Source organism: Pseudarthrobacter sp. RHLT1-30-1 (assembly GCF_059383415.1).
Window position 1 is genome coordinate 132,993 of sequence record NZ_JBWZCG010000005.1, and the last position, 21,047, is coordinate 154,039.

At 63.8% G+C, this 21,047-nt stretch carries 20 protein-coding genes; 15 read left to right on the forward strand and 5 right to left on the reverse strand.

The annotated features are described in order from the left end of the window. The first annotated feature begins 164 nt into the window (after positions 1 to 164). From AC50YM_RS06065 to AC50YM_RS06115, 11 genes are all read left to right on the forward strand, one after another. Entirely contained in the window at positions 165 to 1,622 is a 1,458-nt protein-coding gene (locus tag AC50YM_RS06065) for an amidase (RefSeq protein ID WP_494956068.1), read from the forward strand. Further along, on the forward strand, positions 1,619 to 2,983 hold the full coding sequence (locus AC50YM_RS06070; protein ID WP_494956069.1) for an MFS transporter: 1,365 nt from the start codon (positions 1,619 to 1,621) through the stop codon (positions 2,981 to 2,983). The genes AC50YM_RS06065 and AC50YM_RS06070 overlap by 4 nt, the downstream gene beginning before the upstream one ends. 93 nt (positions 2,984 to 3,076) lie before the next feature. Continuing rightward, positions 3,077 to 3,607 (forward strand): MaoC family dehydratase, encoded by a 531-nt coding sequence (locus AC50YM_RS06075; RefSeq protein WP_494956070.1) that lies wholly within the window; start codon positions 3,077 to 3,079, stop codon positions 3,605 to 3,607. 64 nt (positions 3,608 to 3,671) lie between these two features. Next, complete coding sequence (locus AC50YM_RS06080; RefSeq protein WP_494956071.1) at positions 3,672 to 4,847, forward strand: CaiB/BaiF CoA transferase family protein; 1,176 nt, start codon at positions 3,672 to 3,674, stop codon at positions 4,845 to 4,847. Continuing rightward, a complete protein-coding gene (locus AC50YM_RS06085) occupies positions 4,840 to 5,994 on the forward strand; it encodes an acyl-CoA dehydrogenase family protein (protein ID WP_494956072.1) in 1,155 nt (384 codons plus the stop codon). Before AC50YM_RS06080 ends, AC50YM_RS06085 begins: the two co-directional genes overlap by 8 nt. A 13-nt stretch (positions 5,995 to 6,007) precedes the next feature. After that, positions 6,008 to 7,381, forward strand: a complete 1,374-nt coding sequence (locus tag AC50YM_RS06090) for an MmgE/PrpD family protein (protein WP_494956073.1) — start codon at positions 6,008 to 6,010, stop codon at positions 7,379 to 7,381. A 34-nt stretch (positions 7,382 to 7,415) separates the two neighbouring features. Then, the gene (locus AC50YM_RS06095) at positions 7,416 to 8,231 is read left to right on the forward strand and encodes an HpcH/HpaI aldolase/citrate lyase family protein (protein WP_494956074.1); all 816 of its coding nucleotides are present in this window, start codon (positions 7,416 to 7,418) and stop codon (positions 8,229 to 8,231) included. Positions 8,232 to 8,265: 34 nt separating this feature from the next. After that, on the forward strand, positions 8,266 to 8,949 hold the full coding sequence (locus tag AC50YM_RS06100) for a FadR/GntR family transcriptional regulator (protein WP_494956075.1): 684 nt from the start codon (positions 8,266 to 8,268) through the stop codon (positions 8,947 to 8,949). A 163-nt stretch (positions 8,950 to 9,112) separates the two neighbouring features. Then, the gene (locus tag AC50YM_RS06105) at positions 9,113 to 9,886 is read left to right on the forward strand and encodes an electron transfer flavoprotein subunit beta/FixA family protein (protein ID WP_494956076.1); all 774 of its coding nucleotides are present in this window, start codon (positions 9,113 to 9,115) and stop codon (positions 9,884 to 9,886) included. A 15-nt stretch (positions 9,887 to 9,901) separates the two neighbouring features. Continuing rightward, positions 9,902 to 10,876, forward strand: coding sequence for an electron transfer flavoprotein subunit alpha/FixB family protein (locus AC50YM_RS06110; protein ID WP_494956077.1), 975 nt, complete (start codon positions 9,902 to 9,904; stop codon positions 10,874 to 10,876). 71 nt (positions 10,877 to 10,947) lie between these two features. Beyond that, positions 10,948 to 11,883: a cytochrome b/b6 domain-containing protein gene (locus tag AC50YM_RS06115; RefSeq protein WP_494956078.1), complete on the forward strand. Its 936-nt coding sequence runs from the start codon at positions 10,948 to 10,950 to the stop codon at positions 11,881 to 11,883. A 604-nt stretch (positions 11,884 to 12,487) separates the two neighbouring features. Here the strand turns inward: AC50YM_RS06115 and AC50YM_RS06120 are convergent. Next, positions 12,488 to 12,775, reverse strand: coding sequence for an NAD(+)--rifampin ADP-ribosyltransferase (locus AC50YM_RS06120; RefSeq protein WP_494956098.1), 288 nt, complete (start codon positions 12,773 to 12,775; stop codon positions 12,488 to 12,490). 221 nt (positions 12,776 to 12,996) lie between these two features. Between AC50YM_RS06120 and AC50YM_RS06125 the strand changes: the two genes are divergently transcribed. Together AC50YM_RS06125 and AC50YM_RS06130 are read left to right on the forward strand one after the other, a co-directional pair. Further along, complete coding sequence (locus tag AC50YM_RS06125; RefSeq protein ID WP_494956079.1) at positions 12,997 to 13,254, forward strand: hypothetical protein; 258 nt, start codon at positions 12,997 to 12,999, stop codon at positions 13,252 to 13,254. A gap of 135 nt (positions 13,255 to 13,389) precedes the next feature. After that, positions 13,390 to 13,878 (forward strand): GNAT family N-acetyltransferase, encoded by a 489-nt coding sequence (locus AC50YM_RS06130; protein ID WP_494956080.1) that lies wholly within the window; start codon positions 13,390 to 13,392, stop codon positions 13,876 to 13,878. A gap of 13 nt (positions 13,879 to 13,891) precedes the next feature. Here the strand turns inward: AC50YM_RS06130 and AC50YM_RS06135 are convergent, their stop codons facing one another. Then, positions 13,892 to 16,561: a PEP/pyruvate-binding domain-containing protein gene (locus AC50YM_RS06135; protein WP_494956081.1), complete on the reverse strand. Its 2,670-nt coding sequence runs from the start codon at positions 16,559 to 16,561 to the stop codon at positions 13,892 to 13,894. 207 nt (positions 16,562 to 16,768) lie between these two features. Between AC50YM_RS06135 and AC50YM_RS06140 the strand changes: the two genes are divergently transcribed. Both AC50YM_RS06140 and AC50YM_RS06145 read left to right on the forward strand, forming a co-directional pair. Continuing rightward, on the forward strand, positions 16,769 to 17,119 hold the full coding sequence (locus tag AC50YM_RS06140; RefSeq protein WP_494956082.1) for a DUF3846 domain-containing protein: 351 nt from the start codon (positions 16,769 to 16,771) through the stop codon (positions 17,117 to 17,119). A gap of 114 nt (positions 17,120 to 17,233) precedes the next feature. After that, positions 17,234 to 18,091, forward strand: coding sequence for a cell envelope integrity TolA family protein (locus AC50YM_RS06145; protein WP_494956083.1), 858 nt, complete (start codon positions 17,234 to 17,236; stop codon positions 18,089 to 18,091). 122 nt (positions 18,092 to 18,213) lie between these two features. On the opposite strand, the gene AC50YM_RS06150 is transcribed toward AC50YM_RS06145, so the two are convergent. The 3 genes from AC50YM_RS06150 to AC50YM_RS06160 form a co-directional block, all read right to left on the reverse strand. Beyond that, positions 18,214 to 19,407 (reverse strand): LPXTG cell wall anchor domain-containing protein, encoded by a 1,194-nt coding sequence (locus AC50YM_RS06150; protein WP_494956084.1) that lies wholly within the window; start codon positions 19,405 to 19,407, stop codon positions 18,214 to 18,216. A gap of 85 nt (positions 19,408 to 19,492) precedes the next feature. Next, on the reverse strand, positions 19,493 to 20,476 hold the full coding sequence (locus tag AC50YM_RS06155; RefSeq protein ID WP_494956085.1) for a hypothetical protein: 984 nt from the start codon (positions 20,474 to 20,476) through the stop codon (positions 19,493 to 19,495). 213 nt (positions 20,477 to 20,689) lie between these two features. Next, a complete protein-coding gene (locus tag AC50YM_RS06160; RefSeq protein ID WP_494956086.1) occupies positions 20,690 to 20,971 on the reverse strand; it encodes a hypothetical protein in 282 nt (93 codons plus the stop codon). Between the last annotated feature and the right edge of the window lie 76 nt (positions 20,972 to 21,047).

Sequence of the window (21,047 nt, forward strand, 5' to 3'; positions counted from 1 at the left end):
GCAGCAAATCCGACCAAAAGTCACCTATCTGACTCCTTGACCCCCTCCACATCAGAGGTTTACACTTTCTAAAAGTGTTGCAGGTCATACTTTTCCCCACTGGGAGTGCCTGCGAATTTCGATGAACTATGCCGCGGCTGGCATTCGACGCGAGACGGGACCAAATGAACAGTTTGAACAGCGATGACTCAATATCCAGCCCCTCGAAGTGCATTAGCGTTGCCGTCAACGACCTGCTGGGCGCTTCTCGTTTTGAGAAGGCGGCCGACCTCGTCGAGCGAGCTGCAGCTGAAGTAGACGCGGCATTCACCGCCCCCGAACCATGCGACTGGATTGTCCTCGCTGAGGCCAGCGGTGCGCAGCAGCCTGTGCTGTGGACCAGTGACGAACAAATGGCCGCTCACACTGGAATCATGCGCAACTATCTTCTCGAGCGGGTCACCGGTGCCAGGACCACGGGTGATGCTCTCTCCGGCATAAGGTACTCGCACAAAGACAACATAGGAGTTAAGGGCTACCCCATCACAATGGGTAATCCTTCGCTCCGCAATCGGCGGTCGGCTGTCACATCGCCACTTCTGTCGGCTGTCGAATCAGCTGGTGGCACGATTGTAGGCTCGAACCACATGGCCGAGTTCGCGATGAGCCCGACAGGCCACAATCAGTGGCTCGGCGACGGAGTGAACCCTCTCAACGAGGCGCATTTTGCTGGAGGATCGTCCAGCGGCTCCGCCATCGCGGTAGCGCGCGGAGCATGCGACGTGTCGTTTGGCACCGACACCGGAGGCTCGGTCCGACTGCCGGCCGCCTTCTGCGGCCTCTTCGGATATAAGCCAACCAACGGACTCTTCTCGCACACTGGCCTCTACCCGCTTTCGGAGACGCTCGACACAATCGGGCTGATTTCTCGCGAGTTCGAGCACCTGCTCGCAACGGCGGCGGCGCTCTTCGACAACGAGGCCGCCGTGAGCTCCGAGATGCGCAGCAGACTCGAGGAGAACCGTGCGGAAAAGGGATCAAGCTTCGCGCACATCTCCGTCGACACGGTGACCCACAGGTGCGACGAGCCGGTTGCGCGAGCCTACGAGGCTGCTCTCCTAACCCTCGGACGCGCCGATTCCCCGGGCGTCGAGATTGATTTTTCGGAGCTCGAGCGCAGATCTGTGGTCGTGGTCAGCGTCGAAGCTGCCCGAAATGTCGGCCGTGTGCTGGCGTGGAACTGGAACCTGCTGGGAGATCAAGTCCTATCCCGCGTCATCCGCGGAACCGCCGTAACGGCCCTCGAATACGCCGATGCCGTCAATGAGAGGCCGGAAGCTATCCGCGGCTTCCTGGAAAGGAACCTAGAGGACTCGCGCTTCCTCCTCATGCCAACGGCACCGACCCTCGCTCCAAAGATGACGAATGTCAGCGACCAGGCAAGCGAATCGGTTCGCCGAAACTACATGCGGGTTAGCGAGTTCACCCGTTTCACCAACTATCTCGGCCTGCCCGCAGTCACGATTCCCCTCCCCGGTGAGGAAGAGTCTCTGGTGCCTGCACTTCAGATCCTGGGCAGGCCCTTCGACGACCGCGCACTGTTGGAGTTCGCGAAGACAGTGACTGAAACCGTCAGCGGTTGAAATCCAATCAGAAGGGCAGGACAAAGATGTCTGTGAATATCATCACCGAGAACGTGAGAATCGGTGCTCGGATGAATGCGCTCACCATCAACAGGGAACACAAGAAACTCTTCGGCTATATCGGCGCAGGAGCAATGATCGATGCGTACGACGTCTACCTCATGGCCGGAGTCGCGGCAGCACTCGTTGCCTCCGGGTTCGCAGGAATCAACCAAATAGCGATCTTCATGTCGATGACCTTCGTCGGGATGGTGATCGGTGCGGCCACTGCCGGTTTTATCGGCGACCGCTACGGCCGCCGCTTCAGTTACCAGTTCAACCTACTTATTTTCGCCGTCTCCGGCGTCGCCGCCGCGCTCGCGCCGACCTTCGAACTCCTTGTCGCCGCCCGCCTGGTAATGGGCATAGGGCTCGGCGCTGAGCTCGTTCTCGCGGGGGCCATCCTCAGCGAGTTCATTCCCCCGGAAAACCGCGGCAGGTGGGCGGCGTTCCTCGGCATCCTCGTCAATTCTGGCCTGCTGATTTCCACAGCCATCGGAGCCATAGTCATCTCCAACTTTGGCTGGCGCTGGATGTTCGTAATCGGTGCGGTTTCAGCAGTCATTGTCTGGATCGCCCGCACCAACTGTCCTGAATCCCCGCGCTGGCTGGCCACCCAGGGCCGCCTCGACGAGGCGATAAAGGTCGTTGAGCAGTTTGAGAGGCACTCGGAAACCACCCTTGGAGACGCTCCGGCGACGCTTGGCGAGGAGAAGCCAGCGACCAAGGAGACCATCAAGAGGCCCTTCTGGCAGCTTGTGCTGCTCGGATCCGTCGTGACTGTCGGCGTCAACATGTTCGTCTACGGCCTGATCTCGTGGATGCCCACGTTCTTCGTCGCACAGGGCATCAAGGTCTCTGACTCGCTTGCCTACACCGCGCTTATGGCTATCGGCGCTCCCGCAGGCGGCGTCCTCTGCCTCCTACTAGTCAACAGAATTAACAGGCGAAGGGCGATCCTGCTTTTCTCGATCATCATCATCCCCCTGGGTCTCGCGTACGCGGCGTCGCATTCGATCGTGATGGTAATCAGCGTCGGCGTGGTCCTCGTGACAGCGATCTACGCTCTTGTGACGTTCGTGCTCTATACCTACATGCCAGAGCTATACCCGACGAAGTACCGACTCCGCGGGACCGGCATCTCATACACGTTCGCCCGCGGGGCCTCGATCGGAGTCCCGTTCGTAATGTCCGGCCTGTTCCTGCAGTTCGGAATCATGGGTCCGATTGGCTTCGTCTGTGCCGTGGCAGTCTGCATGGTCGCCGTGGTCATCGCCATCCCCGTCGAAACCCGCAACCGCAGCCTCGAAGAGATCGCCTGACCAGTCCAGATGCACATTAAGTGATGCGCCGGCTGCGACCCACTCGGCTCAGATCTTGGGTAGTGAAAGCAACAAAGAAGGAGAACGACAGAAGTGACAACTCATGAGGCAGTGATCGGACGCTTTTTCGAAGACTACGTTGTCGACGATGTATACAAGCATCCGTTCGGCCGAACTATCGGCGAGGCCGACAACGTCTGGCTAAGCAACCTGACACTGAACACCAACCAAAATCACTTCAACGGGCACTTCGCGTCGCAAAACCCGATCACCGACGGCAAGATAATCGTCAATTCCGGTCTGACAGTAGCGCTCGTCCTGGGCCTTTCAGTGTTCGACATGAGCCAGAATGCGATCTCGAACCTAGCGTTCACCGACATTATGTTCCGCCACCCGGTGTACGTCGGCGACACCATCTACGCCGAAAGCGTGTGCACAGGAGCTCGTCGATCCAAGTCCCGCGATTACGCGGGAATCGTCTCAATGGCCACCCGTGGAGTCAACCAGGAAGGCAAAACCGTCGTGACGTGGAAGCGGTCGGTGATGGTCGCAACCCGCGAGAGTGGAATCGGCCAGAACTACTTTCCCGACTCGCCCGAATCGGTCACCGACTTCCTCGACTGACCGTTCCGCACCCCGCGTCGGAGGAAACGGATCGAGTGAACCAATTATTAAGGTGAGTACGAAAATGAAACCGCTACAAGATCTGCGTATCATCGCAGTAGAGCAGTACGGGGCAGGCCCCTGGGGATCAATGCAACTCGCCGATCTCGGCGCCGATGTCATCAAGATCGAAGACCCCACAACCGGCGGCGACGTCGGACGTTACGTCCCTCCGTACCGCGACGGAACCGATTCCCTCTTTTACGAGTCGTTCAATAGGAACAAGCGAAGCATTGCACTGAACCTCAAGGACGCCGAAGACCGAGAAGTGTTCAACGACTTGGTCGCGACAGCGGACGTCGTGTTCTCGAACCTGCGAGGCGACGTTCCGGCGAAGCTGGGCATCACCTACGAATCGCTGCGCAAGCTTAACCCCCGCATCGTGTGCTGCACGCTGTCGGGTTACGGCTCCGACGGCGAGGCGGCCAAGAGACCAGGCTACGACTACATGCTGCAGGCCGCTGCCGGCTGGATGGACATCACCGGCGACCCCCAAGGGCCGCCGACCAAGACCGGACTCTCTCTCGTCGACTTCAGCGGTGGACTCGTGGCGGCGATTTCGATACTCGCTGGGGTCCATGCAGCCCGTCGCGACGGCGTCGGAATGGACTGCGACGTCAGCCTCTTCGACACCGCTGTGTCGATGCTCAACTACGTTGGCAGCTGGCATCTGAACGAGGGCTTCGAGCCGGTAAGGACGGAAAAGTCATCCCATCCGTCGCTCGTGCCATTCCAAGCGTTCGAAGCGAGCGACGGATGGTTCACGGTGGGCTGCGCGAAGGAGAAGTTCTACCAACGACTAGTGGATGTCCTGGGCGACGACCGCTTGGCGGCTGAGGAATACTCCACCTTTGAGCGGCGCCTAGAAAACAAAGCAGGAATCCTCGCGATCCTAGACGCTGCGTTCCTCGAACATACCGCCGACGAATGGGTCGGGCGACTAGGCGCTGCCGGGATTCCCGTCGCAAAAGTCCAGAGCGTTTCCGATGCGCTTCATGATCCGCTCATTGACGCCCGCGGCCTCGTCTTCGAGACACGGCACCACAAGTGGGGGACCATCAAGAACATCGCATCGGCACCCCGTGTCGGAAACCGTCAAACGACGAACAACCCAGCACCCAGGATGGACGAGAACCGAGCTGAGCTGCTGGCCGAGCTCAACGAGAAGAAGCAGATCAGAGGAGTCGAGACTTATGTTTGAGCTCACCGAAGAGCAGCAGGACCTGAAGCGGACTCTACGCTCGTTTGTCGACAAGGAGGTTGTCCCCGTCGCCAACAAAATGGAGGCGTCGGGCGAGTACCCTACCGCAATCGTCGCGAAGCTCAAGGAGTTGGGCCTTTTCGGCCTGACTATCCCCGAGGAGTACGGGGGTCTCGCTATTGACCCCGTCTCGTTCGGAATCGTCTTCGAAGAGCTCGCGCGCGGTTGGATGGGCGTGGCCGGCATTTTCGGCAGCCACACGATGGCATCGAAGATGATCGCCGAGCACGGAACCGAACAACAGAAGCAGAAATACCTCTCTGCGTTGGCAGCAGGTGAGAGGCGGACCGCGCTCGCTCTGAGCGAGCCTGACGCCGGAACTGACCTGCAGGGAATCAGGACCACGGCGAAGAAAGTCGATGGCAAGTACGTCATCAATGGCACGAAGATGTGGATTACCAACGCCCGTCACGCCGACCCGCTTCCCGTCCTCGTCAAGACCGACAACACGACGACCCCTGCGCATCTTGGAATGAGCATCCTCCTCGTCGAGGCGGGCACCCCCGGATTCGAGGTCATTAGGGACATACCGAAGCTCGGGTACAAGGGACCCGAGACGTGCGAGGTGTTGTTCCAAGACTGTGAAGTCGACGAGAGCGCGCTCCTCGGCGGCGTCGAGGGTCACGGACTGCAACAGGTCCTGTCAGCACTCCAGTGGGGCCGCATCAACATCGCCGGCCGCTCGGTCGGAATCGCTCAGCGCGCGCTCGAGCTGTCCGTCGCCTACGCACAGGAACGTGAGTCGTTCGGACAGGCGATCTCGGAGTTCCAGGCCATCCAGCTGCGAGTCGGCAAAATGGCCACCCGCGTCCAGGCTGCTCGCCAGCTGATGTATTGGTCTGCGCAAAGCGTCCTGAAAGGCCGTGCCGACGGCGAGACCGGCATGGCGAAGGTCTTCTGCTCGGAGGTAGCTCTTGAGACATCGATCGACGCGATGTCGATCCATGGTGGATACGGCTACTCGACAGAGTACGAGATCGAGCGCCTCTACCGCGATGCGCCACTCATGAGCATTGGCGAAGGCACTAACGACATTCTCAACACCGTGATCGCGAAGTCGATCTTCGCCGGCCGCACGAAGATCTGACCTAGGAGAAGACATGGCAAGCATTTCTGAAGTGATCGCAGAACGCGTTTCGAAAATCGACCTCGCGAGCATTCCACAGGACGTGGTGCTCCGAGCTCGCCACTTACTCCTTGACTCCGTCGGAGTTGGCATCTCCGCCAGCGCGACAGAATTCGCCGACATCACGATCAGCGGACTGGCACCGTTGGACCCGGGCTTCATCCCGGTCATTGGTCGGAAGGAGACGCTGAGCAAGACAGGGGCCTGCATCGCCAACGGCCTGATGATCCACGGCCACGACTTCGATGACACGCACATCGCGGCAGTCTCTCACGTGAGCGCTTCCTCGCTTGCAGCTGTAATCAGCGCTACGGCCGATTCGAAGGAGATCTCGTTCGGACAGCTGCTACTCGGCTACATTGTTGCGATCGAGGTAAACGCCAGGCTCGGCATGGCCGCCGACGGACGGTTCCACGACAAGGGCTTCCACCCAACCGGCGTTCTCGGTGCATTCGGCTCGGCAGTGGGTGTGAGCGTGATCCATAAACTGACATCCGAGCAGATCGTCGCCGCACAGGGCATCGTGGGCTCGTTCGCCTCCGGTCTTCTTCAGTTCCTCGACGAAGGATCGCCGACCAAGCGCCTACATCCGGGTTGGGCGGCCAACGCCGGCCTGCATGCCGTTAGCCTGGCCGCTGCCGGATTTGACGGTCCGGCGGAGATCTACGAGGGTCGCTTCGGCCTCTACCGCACCCACATCCAGGATGCCGAACCGTCGAGCTCAGACTTCTTCGCAGACCTCGGCGAAGTTTGGGAGGTCGCAAATGTGGCGGTCAAGCCGTTCCCGGTCTGCCACTTCACCCACGCCTTCATCGACATCGCCCTGCGCATCCGAGAGGAGCCAAACTTTGACTTCTCGCAGATCGACAGCATTGAAGCATTGATCCACGACGTACCATCCAAAGTCGTCTGTGAGCCGGTCGAGGACAAACTGCGCCCACGCAACGAATACGACACTAAGTTCAGCCTGCCGTACCTCGCAGCCGCTGCGCTCAAGCACGGAAAGATCACCTACGAGGAACTGGGTGAGGAGGCGCGCGGAGACGAAGAGTTGCTCGCCGTGGCCGCGCAGGTCAAGGTAGCCCACGATCCGGAAAGTCTTTACCCTAAGGCGTACTCCGGGGCACTAGCTGTCCGCCTCAAAGACGGCACGACGTTCCAGGAGGTGGAGAAAGTCAACCGCGGCCACGCATCCCGACCGCTGGCCAACGAGGAGGTCGTGACCAAGTTCGCGGACTGCGCAGTGCCCGTTGTTGGCTCTGAGAAGACCGCGCTAATCCGGTCGGCGATCCTCGACTCCGACCTCGCACGCCCAGCTTCCGAGATAATCGCTACCTTCCGTGGCTGAGATGGCTTTCAACGCACAAAGGGAAAGGCATACGATGCCCACTTCGATCGTAGACTCCGGTCCTGGCTGGCTCTTTGTTCCAGCCGACCGACCTGAAAGGTATGAGAAGGCGATCGCTGCGTCCGACCTGACAATCATCGATCTCGAGGATGCCGTCCGCGCTGATGCCAAGGATGCTGCGCGGGAGATGCTGGCGTCGTCAAACGTCGATCCGGCACGTGTTTGCGTGAGGGTCAACGGGTTCGACAGCGGACACATCGACAGGGACCTCGAAGCGGTTCGGAGCATAGGGGTGACGAACGTCGTACTGCCGAAGGCGCACTCAGACCAGCCGTTCGAGATGCTCGAAGGTCTATCCGTCGTTGCGCTGATCGAGACAGCCCGGGGAGTGCTTGATGCCGAGCAGATCTCTGCGGTTCCCCTGGTTGCAGCGCTAGCGCTCGGATCGGCCGACCTCATGGCCGATCTCCACGTGAGAATGACGGAGGCGTCCGTCGAGCGAGTCCGCGAACTCATCGACCATGCCCGAACGCAGATTCTCTACGGGGCGAGGGCGCATGGCAAGCGCGTCGTCGACTCGGTGTGGACTGCCGTCCGCGACGAAGAAGGGTTGGCGAAGGAGACGGAGTCGGCGGTTGCGAAGGGTTTCGATGGAAAGCTTGCCATCCACCCCAGCCAGATGAAGATCATCCGTACGGCATTTGCATCCAGCCCGCAAGAGCTCGCTTGGGCGAAGAAGGTGCTGGCAGAAGCTGAAGCGCGGGGTGAGGGCGCTTTCGTCCTCGACGGTGAGCTGATCGACGAGGCCATCGTCAAGCGCACACACCTAATCTTGGAACGGGCGCATTGAACGCCAACAGTACGGGCATCAGGAGGAAGAAATAATGGAAGTGAAAACTGCATACGAGGCAGTAGCTGACGAGCTTCGGTTCCGTATCCTCGACGGAACTTTCACGCCTGGTTCGAGGCTGCCATCGGATCCGGAGCTCCGTGAGGAGTACGGCGTTGGCCAGAGCACCGTCCGGGAGGCGCTGAGAACCCTCGCAAGCGAGCACCTGGTCAAAAGCGTCCGCGGCGTCAACGGCGGAACGTTCGTGACGATTCCTACGATTGGCCACATGGGCACTCAGCTCGAAGTCGGCATGACGCTCTTGGCTGCTGCGGACTCGATCTCCATCAACGACCTCATGGAGATCCGACACATCACCGAGGTCCCCGCTGCAGGGTATGCGGCGTCGCGACGCACAGACAACGACATCGAACAACTCAGGGAGGCCGATCCCGGAGTCGACTGCAAGATGTCATCCTTTACGAGCCATTCGAATTTCCATCTGCTGATCATCAAAGCGGCCCACAACCCGTTGCTAGAGGTCATGACAGTTCCGCTTTTCAATGCTCTTCACAGAATCGTCGGAAAGTCGAACGCCGCAGCGAATATCGGCACCGATGTCGGCAAGGATCATGCTGAGATCCTTGACGCAATCATTGATCGGGACTCGATGGCCGCGATGCGGCTAATGCGCAGGCACCTTGAGTTCGTCACGGACTATTACAAGGGCTTCGAGTGATGGGATACCGCGATCACGATCAGCTGAAGTGAACAGTTGAGCTTAATGGTGCCCGCCACGCTCGAAATATCACAGGCGCTGTGCAGGAATCCACTAAGCATGTCCAGTCCAGTCCAGTCCAGTCCAGTTTGAGTGCAGTACGCGAATACAGGAGGAAAGTCCCGTGAAGATCATTGTTCTGGTGAAGCAGGTGCCCGACACCGAGGAAGAGCGCAGGCTCGACCCCTCGACGGGTCGGCTGGACCGAGATGCCGGTGACAGCGTCGCGGACGAAATCAACGAGCGTGCCCTCGAGGTGGCGCTGCGCCACAAGGACGCGAACAAGGGAAGCGAGGTCGTGGTGCTGACCATGGGCCCGGCCTCCGCGACGCAGGCCCTGCGCAAGGCCCTGTCCATGGGGGCGGACTCCGCGGTGCACGTGGAGGACGACCGCCTGGAAAGCGCCGACATCGCCACGACGGCCGCCGTCCTGGCCGCCGCCGTGCAGCGGACCGGCTTTGACCTGGTCGTCGCCGGCAACGAATCGACCGACGGCCGCGGCGGCGTGGTGCCGGCCATGATGGCCGAGCACCTCGGGCTACCGCTGCTTTCCTCGCTGAACGCCGTGGAGCTCACTGCGGGCACGGTGGCCGGCGAGGTCACCGCGGAGTCCGGGAGCCTAGCCGTGAGCGCGGCACTGCCGGCCATTGTGTCGGTGACGGAGCGGTCCGCCGAGGCACGCTTCCCGAACTTCAAGGGCATCATGACTGCCAAGCGCAAGCCCCTGGCCACCCTGTCCCTGGCGGACCTGAGCTTGGACCCGAGCGTGGCCGGTCGCACGTCAACCGTGCTCACTATTTCCGAGCGACCGGCACGCACTGCCGGCAAGAAAATCGTCGATGACGGAACCGCAGCCCGGGAGCTCGCCGAGTTCCTGGTCGCCGGTCGCCTGGTCTGACCCGAGGAGACTGACATGTCCAACGTACTGGCACTGATTGAAATCTCGCCCGCGGGCGCCATCGCCACCAGCGCATCGGCCCTGATTGCCGCGGCCGCCAAGCTCGGCACGCCCGTGGCTGTCGTGGCCACGCAGCCAAGCGAGGGCGCCGCCCTGGTTGCCCAGCTCGGGGCCCTCGGCGCGCATCAGGTGTACCTCGCCGAGAGCGAACAGGTGGGCCGGCTGCTGGCGGCAGCCCAGGTCGAGGCGCTCACGTCCGCGGCCCGGACGCTGGAACCGTCCGCCGTCATCGTGGCGAACTCGGTTGAAAGCCGTGAGGTCGCGGCCCGGTTTGCGGTCCGTACCGGCGCCGGGTTGCTGGCAGATGTCGTGGATGTCCGGGCGGGCGGGGACGGGTCCGCCGTCGGTGTCCATTCAGTCTTCGGCGGCGCCTACACCGTTGAAGCGACGGTGCCGTCCGGCCCGGCCGTCATCACCATGCGCCAGGGCGCGCTGGATGAGCGCGCGGCCGCAGCAACCCCCACGGTCACGACCGTCGCGCTGGACATCGACGCCGGGAACGCCGCCAGGATCGACACGGTGCACGCCGCGGGCTCCGGTTCGGGACGGCCGGCGCTGCGGGGGGCGACCAGTGTGGTCTCCGGCGGGCGCGGCCTGGGCTCCAAAGAGAACTTCGTGCTCGTCGAACAGCTCGCCGACGCGCTCGGCGCCGCCGTCGGCGCCTCCCGCGCCGCCGTCGACGCCGGCTACATCGAACAAAACTCCCAGGTCGGCCAGACCGGCATCACCGTCTCCCCGCAGCTCTACGTCGCACTGGGAATCTCCGGGGCCATCCAGCACCGGGCGGGCATGCAGACCGCCAAGACCATCGTGGCCATCAACAAGGACGAGGACGCCCCCATCTTCGACGTCGCCGACTTCGGCATCGTGGGCGACGTGTTCACCGTAGTTCCCCAGCTGATCGAAGCCATCCAGGCCCGCTCCAACTAACCTCTCCCCATGGCATTGCCATGGGCCGGGACAGCAGCGGAGCCCCCGCGCTCAGGAAAGGACAACCCGTCATGTCGACGACTACCAGCACCACGCCAACGAAGCCCGGGAACAAGCGGGCCAGACTGGCCGCGGCGATCACCATAGCCGTGGTGGCACTGGCGGCTGTCGTGCTCTTCGCCCAGTGGATGCGGACACTCCCTGCGATCCAGGACTTCCTGACCACCTACCCGGGACAGGTCGAACTGCCCGCGACCGCCCCCGTGGGCCTGCCGGCCTGGCTAGGCTGGCAGCACTTCCTCAACGCGTTCTTCCTATTGCTGATCATACGATCCGGGTGGTTGGTGCGGACCACGGCGAGGCCCAAGGAGCACTGGACCCGGAACAACACCGGGCTGATCAAGACCAAGGGAAAGCCTGCGAAGATCAGCCTGAATCTATGGTTTCACCTAACCCTGGACGCGCTGTGGGTTCTCAACGGGATTATCTTCGTCATTTTGCTACTGGCCACCGGGCAATGGATGCGGATCGTCCCGACCCGTTGGGAAGTCATTCCGAACGCCCTCTCTACCGCCGTCCAGTACGCGTCGCTGAACTGGCCGACTGAGAACGGCTGGGTTAACTACAACTCTCTGCAAGTGTTGGCCTATTTCTCGATTGTGTTCATCGCGTCGCCGCTGGCCCTCGCCACTGGCTTACGAATGAGTGGGGCGTGGCCAAAGGATGCCACAACGCTGAATCGTGTCTACCCGGTAGAGGTGGCCCGGGCGATCCACTTCCCGGTCATGCTGTACTTCGTCTGCTTCGTGATCGTGCACGTGGCACTCGTGTTCACCACAGGCGCGCTGCACAATCTGAACCATATGTACGCCTCCAACGACGGCGCCGGGTGGACCGGGTTCTGGATCTTCGCCGCCTCAGTGGCCGTCATGGTTGCAGCGGGGTTGCTGGCTCGCCCGCTGTTCCTGCGACCCGTCGCCTCACTCACCGGCAAAGTCAGCAAGTAACGGCGGTAGTTCGAGACCTGGGGTTCGTAATAGCCGGGAGCGGGGCCCGGTCCAGCATGTCAGTGATCAGCCGATCCGCTGTCTTCCGGGTGCTTGGCTCCCCGAAGCTGGCCATTGCGAGGGATTGCCCAGAGTTGTCGTCGCCCACCAGCGGCACCCGGCGGGGGAGCGATCCGCCCGTTCGATGTACCGGTCGCCTTCGAAACTGTCCAAAGTAGATCTTGGGTCCTTGGCACCGAGTGTTTCCAAAAGGGATAGCGCCCATTCTTCATCAAAGTCTGTGACTCTGACCCGGCGCAGGAAATCTCTGGCGGCCGGTGCGGGCAGTCCCGCAACTGTGTCGGTCTCTACAATCCTCATCGGTGCATCGGCGGAGATCCAGTCCGTACACCGCAAGAGCGTAGCCCAGGCCGTCCAGCGGCAATTGCGAACGGGCCAGAATCCCCAAAAGGTCCGGGGCTGACGTAACGGCCCTTATCGGCATTCCCCCTCCGATAAGAAGGACTGGTAGGGCTGCTGAGCCTTAGTTCGGCGGGGCCCGGAGCCGGCGGCCGGGATCCCGCTGCTTGACCCCTTTCCCAAGGCGTAGACGTCCGCGGGGAGTTTAGTTGATTGCGTCGATGCCCAGCTGCTTGAGTTCTTCGAGGTGGTTCCGCATGGTCTGAAGGACCTCGGGGGAGTGTGGCTGCCAATCCAGGACCTCGTCGATTAGTCTCAGCGGCGCCCGGGTGCGGTAGGACCTCGTCGAGTTTCCCGGGAACTTCTTGTCCGTCAGATTGGGGTCGTCCTCAAAGGGCCTGTGGGTTCCACGCGGTAGATACTGCCTGGCCCCTCGCCCGCTCCGAGTTCCGCTTTCCCAAGTAGCCGCATCCAGAGTCGCCGTCAGGTTGATGAAGTTCGCCGTCTTTCTCTCCCCGAAATTCGAGCTTTAGCCGGGTTTAGCAAGTCCACGGGCCTCAGGTCAGCCTTCGTGCCGTGGTAGAACGTCCGGTGATCTTTGGCCCTGGACGACGGCGGTTGGGTCTCCACGCACACCCCTCCTCGAAGGGGGCTCCCACTGAAGCTCGCCGACCGCCGGCGTTGCGCGCAACCGCTCCGTGGCAGACTTCTGCCATGGAGCCATTTGATTGTCTGGTCATTTACGTTCCCACCGAAGCGGCGCAGGCTGTCCGGGAGGCCATTGGCAACGCCGGGGCGGGCCGGCTGGGCAACTACTCGCACTGCTCGTTCAGCCTCGAAGGCACCGGGCGCTTCACGCCGCTGCCGGGCGCCAGCCCCGCCGTCGGCGTTATCAATTCCCCCGAGGTAGTGGCGGAAACCCGGATCGAGGCCATTTACCCGTGCACCCGTACGAGACGCCGGCGTTCATGACCTTCCCGGTCGATGCCAGCCTGCCGGATGGCCCGGGCCAATCGGGCTAGCGCTCGCCTCCGGCAGCGGCGCTGAGGACGGCGGGCTGCCGGGTCACCCTCGGGCCGGCGTAGCGCGGGCTGGAATACTCGGGACATGACTCTCACCAAACTGGAGCTCCCCGGAGGCACTTTCACTCTACGGAAAGCCGAAGCCTCCGATGTCGGGTCAATTGTTGGGCTCCTGGCGGCCGACCTGCTCAGAGCCGCCGTCGAGTCGCTTGCGATCGAGGACCGGCGCCCCTACGACCTCGCATTTCAGTCAATCGACGCGGATCCTGCCCAACTCCTGGTCGCCGTTGTTTCCAGCGACAACGCAGTCGTTGCGACCATGCAGCTGACGTTCATCCCCGGCCTCGCCCGAGGTGGAGCCACAAGAATGCAGATTGAAGCCGTGCGCGTTCGGTCGGATCTTCGGGGCAACGGTCTTGGCGGCGCCATGATCACGTGGGCGATCAGCGAGGGTCGCCGACGCGGGGCAACCCTCATCCAGCTCACGTCGGATGAGTCCCGGGCCGCTGCACACCGGTTCTATCAGCGCCTCGGCTTCGCAGCGTCCCACGTGGGCTTCAAACTCGCACTCTAGGGAAGCGTCCATCCTAGGGAACGTCCGGCCGCTCGATCGTGACGGTGCCGGCGTCGCCGTCCACGCGGATCCGCTGGCCGCTGGTGATCCGTTGGGTGGCCACGCCGGTGCCGAGCACGGCCGGGATGCCGTACTCCCGCGCCACGATCGAGCTGTGGCTCAACGGGCCGCCGACGTCGGTGACCACGGCGGAGGCCATCGCGAACAGCGAGGTCCAGGCCGGCGTCGTGATGCGCGCGACCAGGACGTCACCGGGCACCATCCGGCCAAAATCCTGCGGCCCGGTCAGGACGCAGGCGGCCGCGGTGACCTGCCCCGAGCTGGCGCCGACCCCCTTGATGACGTCGCCGGTCTTCTCCTGCGGGCGCGCCGGCATCATGGCCCCGAAGGACCGCTCCATCCACCGGCTTTCCGGCAGCAGTTGCGGCGCGGCGGCCCTGGCCTGGCCCCGCCACAGCATCTTGCGCTCCTCGACGGCGGTGGCGCGGACGGGCCGGTCCGCCCCGGTAATGGTGACGGCTGCCGTCGCGCCCGGGGCGGCGAGGCCGAACTCGACGGCGCTTTGCAGCTCCCGGTGGCGCAGCCAGAACACGTCGGCGGGCCCGGCGATAACACCGGAGTCCACCAGCCGTTGTCCGAGCTCGAACAGCATCCGCCGCAGCAGCGGCCAGGCCAGCCCGACGTCGGCCAGCGCATCCTCGCGGATGGGGGCCGCACGCTGCGCCCAGCGGAGCAGTCGAAGGAACGCGGCCCGGCGGCGCGGGCCGAGCCGGTCGGCCGCGCGGCTGGTTTCTTCCTCCCGGCGGGCGGCCGAGTGCCGCTGGCGCTCGTGCGGGTCGTTGCCCTGCCCGCGCAGGTAAAACTTCACCGTCTCCAGCAGTGCCGAGGGATCGTCGGCCGGCACCGGGCTGACGAAGTCCAGGTTGTAGACCGCATGGCCGAACCGGTCGAGGTGGTCCTGCAGGCGGGCCTGCCATTGCGTCCAGGGCGCCGGGGCCATCCCGGCGGGCGGGAATCCGGTGCGCTGCGACTCCACCAGCGCCGGGGTGGACGCATCAAGGATCGCCGCGGCCAGTCCCGGGAGTTCCCGGGCCCAGACCGCGAGGTCGTACAGCGACTTCTCCGCGCGGATGGGTTCGCTGTCGTAGCCGAGCAGGAACGTTTGGGCGGGAGGATCGCCGTCGCGGCGGACGAACTTGTCGTAGTAGGTCCGGAACGTGATTTCGCTTGTTGCGGCGAGCGGAATGATCGACTGAACCGCCGTGTAGTACACCGTGCCGGCGTCCAGCAGCTTTTGTACCCCCTCCAGCAGTTCCGCACCGCTAAGCTCCGCGACCGGCGTGGCCGACCAGTCCTTGATCACCGCCTCGTAGCGGGGGTGCGAAAAGTCCCGCCACCCGGCCACCCCCATGTGCGCCTCGCCCCGGATCAGCGCACGGACCGCGTTCAGCGACTTGCCCATCACCCGCCACATTCCCGAGGTGCGGTAGTAGTAATAGGCGTACCCGTTGACGGTGGGCAGCCCGACGTCGTCGTCCCGGATGACGTTCTTGCCGACGGCCTCGGCCAGCAGGGCGCGCAGCGACCGGGACACCGAGCCGTCAATCAGGTCGGCAAACAGCGGCGAGAGCGGGTCAGGCAACTGCTCGACAATGCTCGCCCGGAAGTACAGCCCGTGCGGGTAGGGCACCGGCCAGGTATCCGGGGTGTCGGCGGCCGGTTCGGGCAGCGCGGTGACGGGCCGGGACTGCAGGATGAAGAACCCGCCGCCGTCCCGCGCCCACTCGACGTCCTGCGGCGCCCCGAAATGTTCCGCAATCCGTGTTCCGTAGCCGGCCAGCTCGGCCGCCGCGCGGTCGTCCAGGACGGGCTCCCGACGGCGGCCCGCCGGCACCGGCTGCTCCCGGGTGCCGTGATCCGCGTAGACAGTCATAACCTCCTTGTCTGCTGTCCGGCGCGAGAGCACCCTGCCCGTCCCTGCTTCGACGACGAGGTCGTCAGTGCTCACCGTGCCGCTGACCACGGACTCGCCCAGGCCCCACGCGGCACTGATCGCGAGCTGGTCGCGTCGGCCGTTGGCCGGATTGGCGGTGAACATCACCCCGGCTGCCTCGGCGTCGGCCATGCGCTGGACCACGACGGCGAGGCGGACCGTGTCCGGTGCGATGCCTTCGCGGTTGCGGTAGGCCATGGCACGTGCCGTCCACAGCGAAGCCCAGCAGTCTTTCACGACCACTGCCAGGGCTTCGGGCCCGCGGATGTTGAGGTAGCTGTCCTGTTGCCCGGCGAAGCTGGCCGAGGCGAGGTCCTCGGCGGTGGCGGAGGAGCGCACCGCCACGGCGGTGTCGCCGTCGCCGTCGCCGTCGCCGAGGTGGCGGTAGGCGGCGTCGAGTTCTGTTGCGATCGCTGCCGGCATGGTTCCGCCGGAGAACAGGACGCGGATCCGTTTCGAGGCGTCCTCATAGTCCTGCGGCGTGGCCTGCGGAGACCTCGCGGCGAGCTCCCGGATGCCGGCCCCGAGGTGGTTGGCCTCGACAAAATCCGCGTAGGCGGCGGTGGTCAGCACAAACCCCGGAGGGACAGGCATCCCGGCCTGAACCAGCCCGCCCAGTCCAACGCCCTTGCCGCCGGCCAGGGCGAGAGCGTCCGGTCCCACATCGCGGAAGTTCCTGATGTAGGTCATGACCGTGCCTCCTTCTGCCCGGAGTTGGGGCGCTGTGAGCCTGATGCCCAACATGCTGGCACTGCCGGGGGCAAGATGCCAGAGCTACTCCGGAGGCGGGGGGCCCGGCTGCGGTCGCCGCCGCTACCGCCTGCTCGCTTCCATGGGCCCCTGTGCCCTGGCGGGAACACTCGAAATTGCACTGTTGTTATAAGTAATAGACCTAAAATGCGAACCACATGCAAAGCACTCATAATTCCGGCCCGGATCAGCGAACCCGCCCGGGTCGAGACAGTCTCACCGGATCTGCACACCCTGCAGGGTCTGGTCGACGGAGACATTGAAGCCGTCACCCGCGGTGACTGGCGTGTCTACCTCAACGCCGAAGGTGTGATCACCAACCTTCCGCCCAACCTGCGCGCCGCCCAGCTGATCCGCGACTGCGGGCTGGACCTTACGGGCGTGGCGCGGGGCACCGCGGTCTTCTTCGGCCACGGCGATCATGGCGAGGAAGCCGACGTCCCTTCGCACCTGATCCGGCTTGCAGAAGACCTCTGGGAGACCAAGCTGGTTGCCTGACGCGGGACCCAGAGTTGCTTGCCACACCAGCGTGTCCGGCTCCGCTGCCGTCGGCGGACTTGCCGGCCGTGCGGCCGGTGGACGAAGAACTGGAGGGCCTCTAGGATCATGGCCATGGGGGAACTTGATGGGGAGCGGAGCCGGATCCTGGCCGGGCTGGCGGAACGCGCGTGGGAGGACCACCGGCTGAAAAAGGAGGTCGCGGACCGGCTGGCGGCCGAGCGGTCAGCCGCTCGGGAGAAGGCACCTTTGGCTCCCGAAGTAGCGGAACGCCGCCGTGCGGCCCGTCAGTCAATAGCGCTGCAAAAGGAACAGGAACGCGCCCACGAGAGCGCCTGCATAGCGAAAGGACTCCAATTCTTTGGCACATTCTCTACGGCAGCGCTGACGGCCTTCGACGACGACCTTCAGTCCGACGGACCATTCTCCGCAGAGATGGGCATCAGCCTGCGTGACGGCAAACCGAACCCGAGTCCCACTTATCCTCACGGGGCCACCGAGGGCTTTGTGCGCCGCTTCCAGACCAAATTTTCCGGGGAGCGGTTCATCTGGGATTTCCTGGCATTCAGGCCCAAAAACCACGAGATTATTCTCGATGCCTACGGGGCGCTCGGACTGCACAACCCCGCAGGCCTGACCGATTTGGCCACTGAGTGGTACTCACTGCAAGCGGTCGAGGATCTCCTGCTCATCGGGGAGACTCTCCGTTCGGTCCAGCGGGGTCGGCAGCACGGCCTGGTGGTCGGCACCGGTTATAGCGCAGGGGATGAGATGCACGAACGATGTCGACATCTCCAGCACCTGACTCCCAATTTCGCCCACTGGCTCCTAACTGAAACGCCATCCGATCCGGAACTCGTCGCGAAGCTCTTCGTCGGACGCGGGGGCGTTTTCGGGCTAACCCTCGAAGGACTGTCAGCCGACGAATTCCTTCGGGTCCTTCACCACTTCAGGTTTCGCCGGAGATACTAATGCCACTTCATGGGTCTGGAGTGCCTTTGGGACTTGCAGGTTCCCGGACTCACAGAGTCCGGGAACCTGCAATGCACGGCATCTATTTGCCGTACATGTTCTGTCGGAACGCCGTTGCGTAACTAGGCCTTCCTCCTGCGGGCCACCAGCATCATGAACAGACCGACTCCAAGGAAGAGGAACGCCACCATAAGCAGGTTCGTATCGGCGCCCGTCTTGGCGAGCCTGGGCGTAGCCACGGTGGCCGTCGACTTGCCTGAAACGCCCACCGATGCTGCACCCAGAGAGAGGGGAGCGGAGACAGGTGCGAGGATCTGCGCGCCGGAGAGAACTGCGTCAGAGCCGTTCGGAGTCGACCCGGCGGCGGCCGCGGGGTTGCCCGCGATTTCGGTCGTGCCGCTGGTGCCGCCGGTGGTGTTGGTCGTGGCAGTTGAGTCGCCAAGTACGCCAACTGAGGTGGTGCCGAGGGTGATCGGGGCCGTTACGGGCGCTACGATCTGGGTGCCGGAAAGGGTGCCGTCAGAGCCGGTTGTGGTCGATCCGGCGGCGGGTGCAGATGTGGTGTTGTTCGCGGTTCCGCCGGTGGTGTTGGTCGTGGCCGTCGAGTCACCGAGTACGCCAACTGAGGTGCTGCCGAGGGTGATTGGGGCGGTTACCGGCGCTACGATCTGGGTACCGGAGAGGATTCCGTGAGCGCCGGAAGTCGTGGACCCCGTAGCGGGGTCGCCCGCGGTTTCGGTCGTGCCGGTGTTCGCGCTGTTGTGGGTGGTGGCCGTTGAGTCCCCCAGCAGACCCAGCGACATGGCGCCCAGGGTGATCGGGGCCGTTACCGGCGCCACCACCTGGGTGCCCGACAGGATTCCGTCAGAGCCGGAAGTGGTGGATCCGGTAGTGGCCGGGGCATTCGCGGAATGGCCCGCGGTTCCGCCGGTTTTGTTCGCCGTGGCGGTTGAGTCGCCGAGCAGACCCAGCGACGTGGCGCCCAGGGTGATCGGGGCCGTTACCGGTGCCATCACCTGCGTGCCCGAAAGGATTCCGTCAGAGCCGGAAGTGGTGGATCCGGCGGAGGGGGAGGAACCGGGGTTGCCCGCGGTTCCGCCCGTGTTGTTGGTCGTGGCCGTTGAGTCACCGAGCAGACCCAACGACGTGGCGCCAAGACTGATTGGGGCCGTTACCGGTGCCACAGCCTGGGTGCCGGAGAGCAGCCCGTCAGAGCCGGACGTGTTGTCGGCCGCGTTGGCAGCAGTGCATCCGAGGGCCAGCAGGCCTCCGGCAAAGAGGGTGCCGAGCAGCCCTCTGCGGATATTTTGATGCATGATGAATCTCCTGAAAAAGTTGTTGGCGGGCGCCTGAAGCTACCCGAGGGCCGAAGTTCCACGCCGTGGCGCGGACGGGGCGCAACTAGTCAGGGGATGAACCGGGGTCAAACGACACCGGGGAGGGGGACCGGAGCAGGGCACCCAGGATGGGCAGCTCAGTTGTCCGAGGGAGTTCAAAAGCTTGTGCCGCCAACCATGCCGGCGTCGAAGGTCCAGAGCCGGGGCCGTTGCCTCCGGCCGATCCGGAACCGGGCATGGCAGGCAGGACATCGGGCAGGGCGTCCAGTGGGCCGCCATCGGGGTTTGTCGGCGGAACAACATCGGCAGAGGCACGCGGCTGCAGCGTCCCCCAAGGTGCGGACGAGGAAAACACGCCGGCGAGGGGAAGGGCCAAGAACATTGCCCGGCTAACGTCCGCGTCGAAATCGGAGTCGTCAAGTGCCGTCAGCGGTTCGTTCTCGCCGCCGGATGGATCTGCGTTGGCCGAAACCAAGGAGCTGATCTTGCCGCCGACGTCGACTCCCACGGGTAGTTCGAGGGCGGTGCCAGGAACGGGGGAGGTGCCCGGGGCCTCCACCAGGTCGATGACCGGTTTAAGTGCGGGGTCCACGATTTCAGGAACGACGCCGGACCCGCCAAGAAGGCCGTTTGCCGTGTCGGCAACAACTACGTCGGCGATATTCACGACGGGCTCCGTCAGTTGCGGCAGCGATTCCGCAGGGACGAGAACCGTCACGACGGGAACGCCCTGCAAAAGACCGTCTGCGGCGCGGGTCACTTCGCTGGTGACGGGGCTCAGAGCAGGGGCTGAAAAAGAAGTTACGGCGGTAACGGGGGCTTCGCCGGCACTCCGGGGAGCATCACCGGTGGCCGGAAGCAGGATGTCCCCCACCGGGTCCGCGGCGGCGGCCTCCAGCGCCGTCACCGACGAGGTGAGGGTGGTCAGGGCGCCCGTGTCGGAAGAGGCGGTGGCGGCAGGGGCCGAGAATGCCAGCCAGGTTGTCGCGGCCGCGCCGGCGAGCAGGATGGGGCGGAGTGAACGCCAGACGGAACGTGGAGCTTCCATTCAGAACGCCTCCCCCCAAGCTCGCCGAACCAGCAATTGGCCCCACCCTAGACCCACTCCAGAGAGCAAGTCCAGAGGTTCCCGGTGAGAAAGTACGCCGAATTGATAATTAACCCACGCCCCTTGGGCATCCTTGCTGACCACCCGTGACCCCAACCGGGGCCTCCTGTGGGGAGGCCCTGCCAGCCTTGAGAGGGCGTCGGGAGGGTGGAACTACTCCACGTTCCCGGCATCGCCTTCGTCGCGAAGCTCGGCCAGAATGTCCGCCGCGTCAGTGTTGCCGCCGGCGGCCAGCCGCCGGAGTTCCTCGAGATCGCCCTTTTCGGCGGCAAGTTCAACGAGCTGGTCCGCGGCGTCGCTGCTGCCGCCGTCGGCGAGGCGGCGCAGCTCGTCAAAGTCCTCCCGCTCGGCGGCGCGTTCGATCAGTTCCGCGACGGCGTCGAGGTCACCGCGGGCGGCTTGTTCCCGCAGGGCCGGGAGTTCAGGATCTGACATTTGGGGAACCTTCCATGGGACGTCGCCGTCGTGCATTTCGTAACGTACCGAGTCCGGGCGACACCCCGCAAGGTGT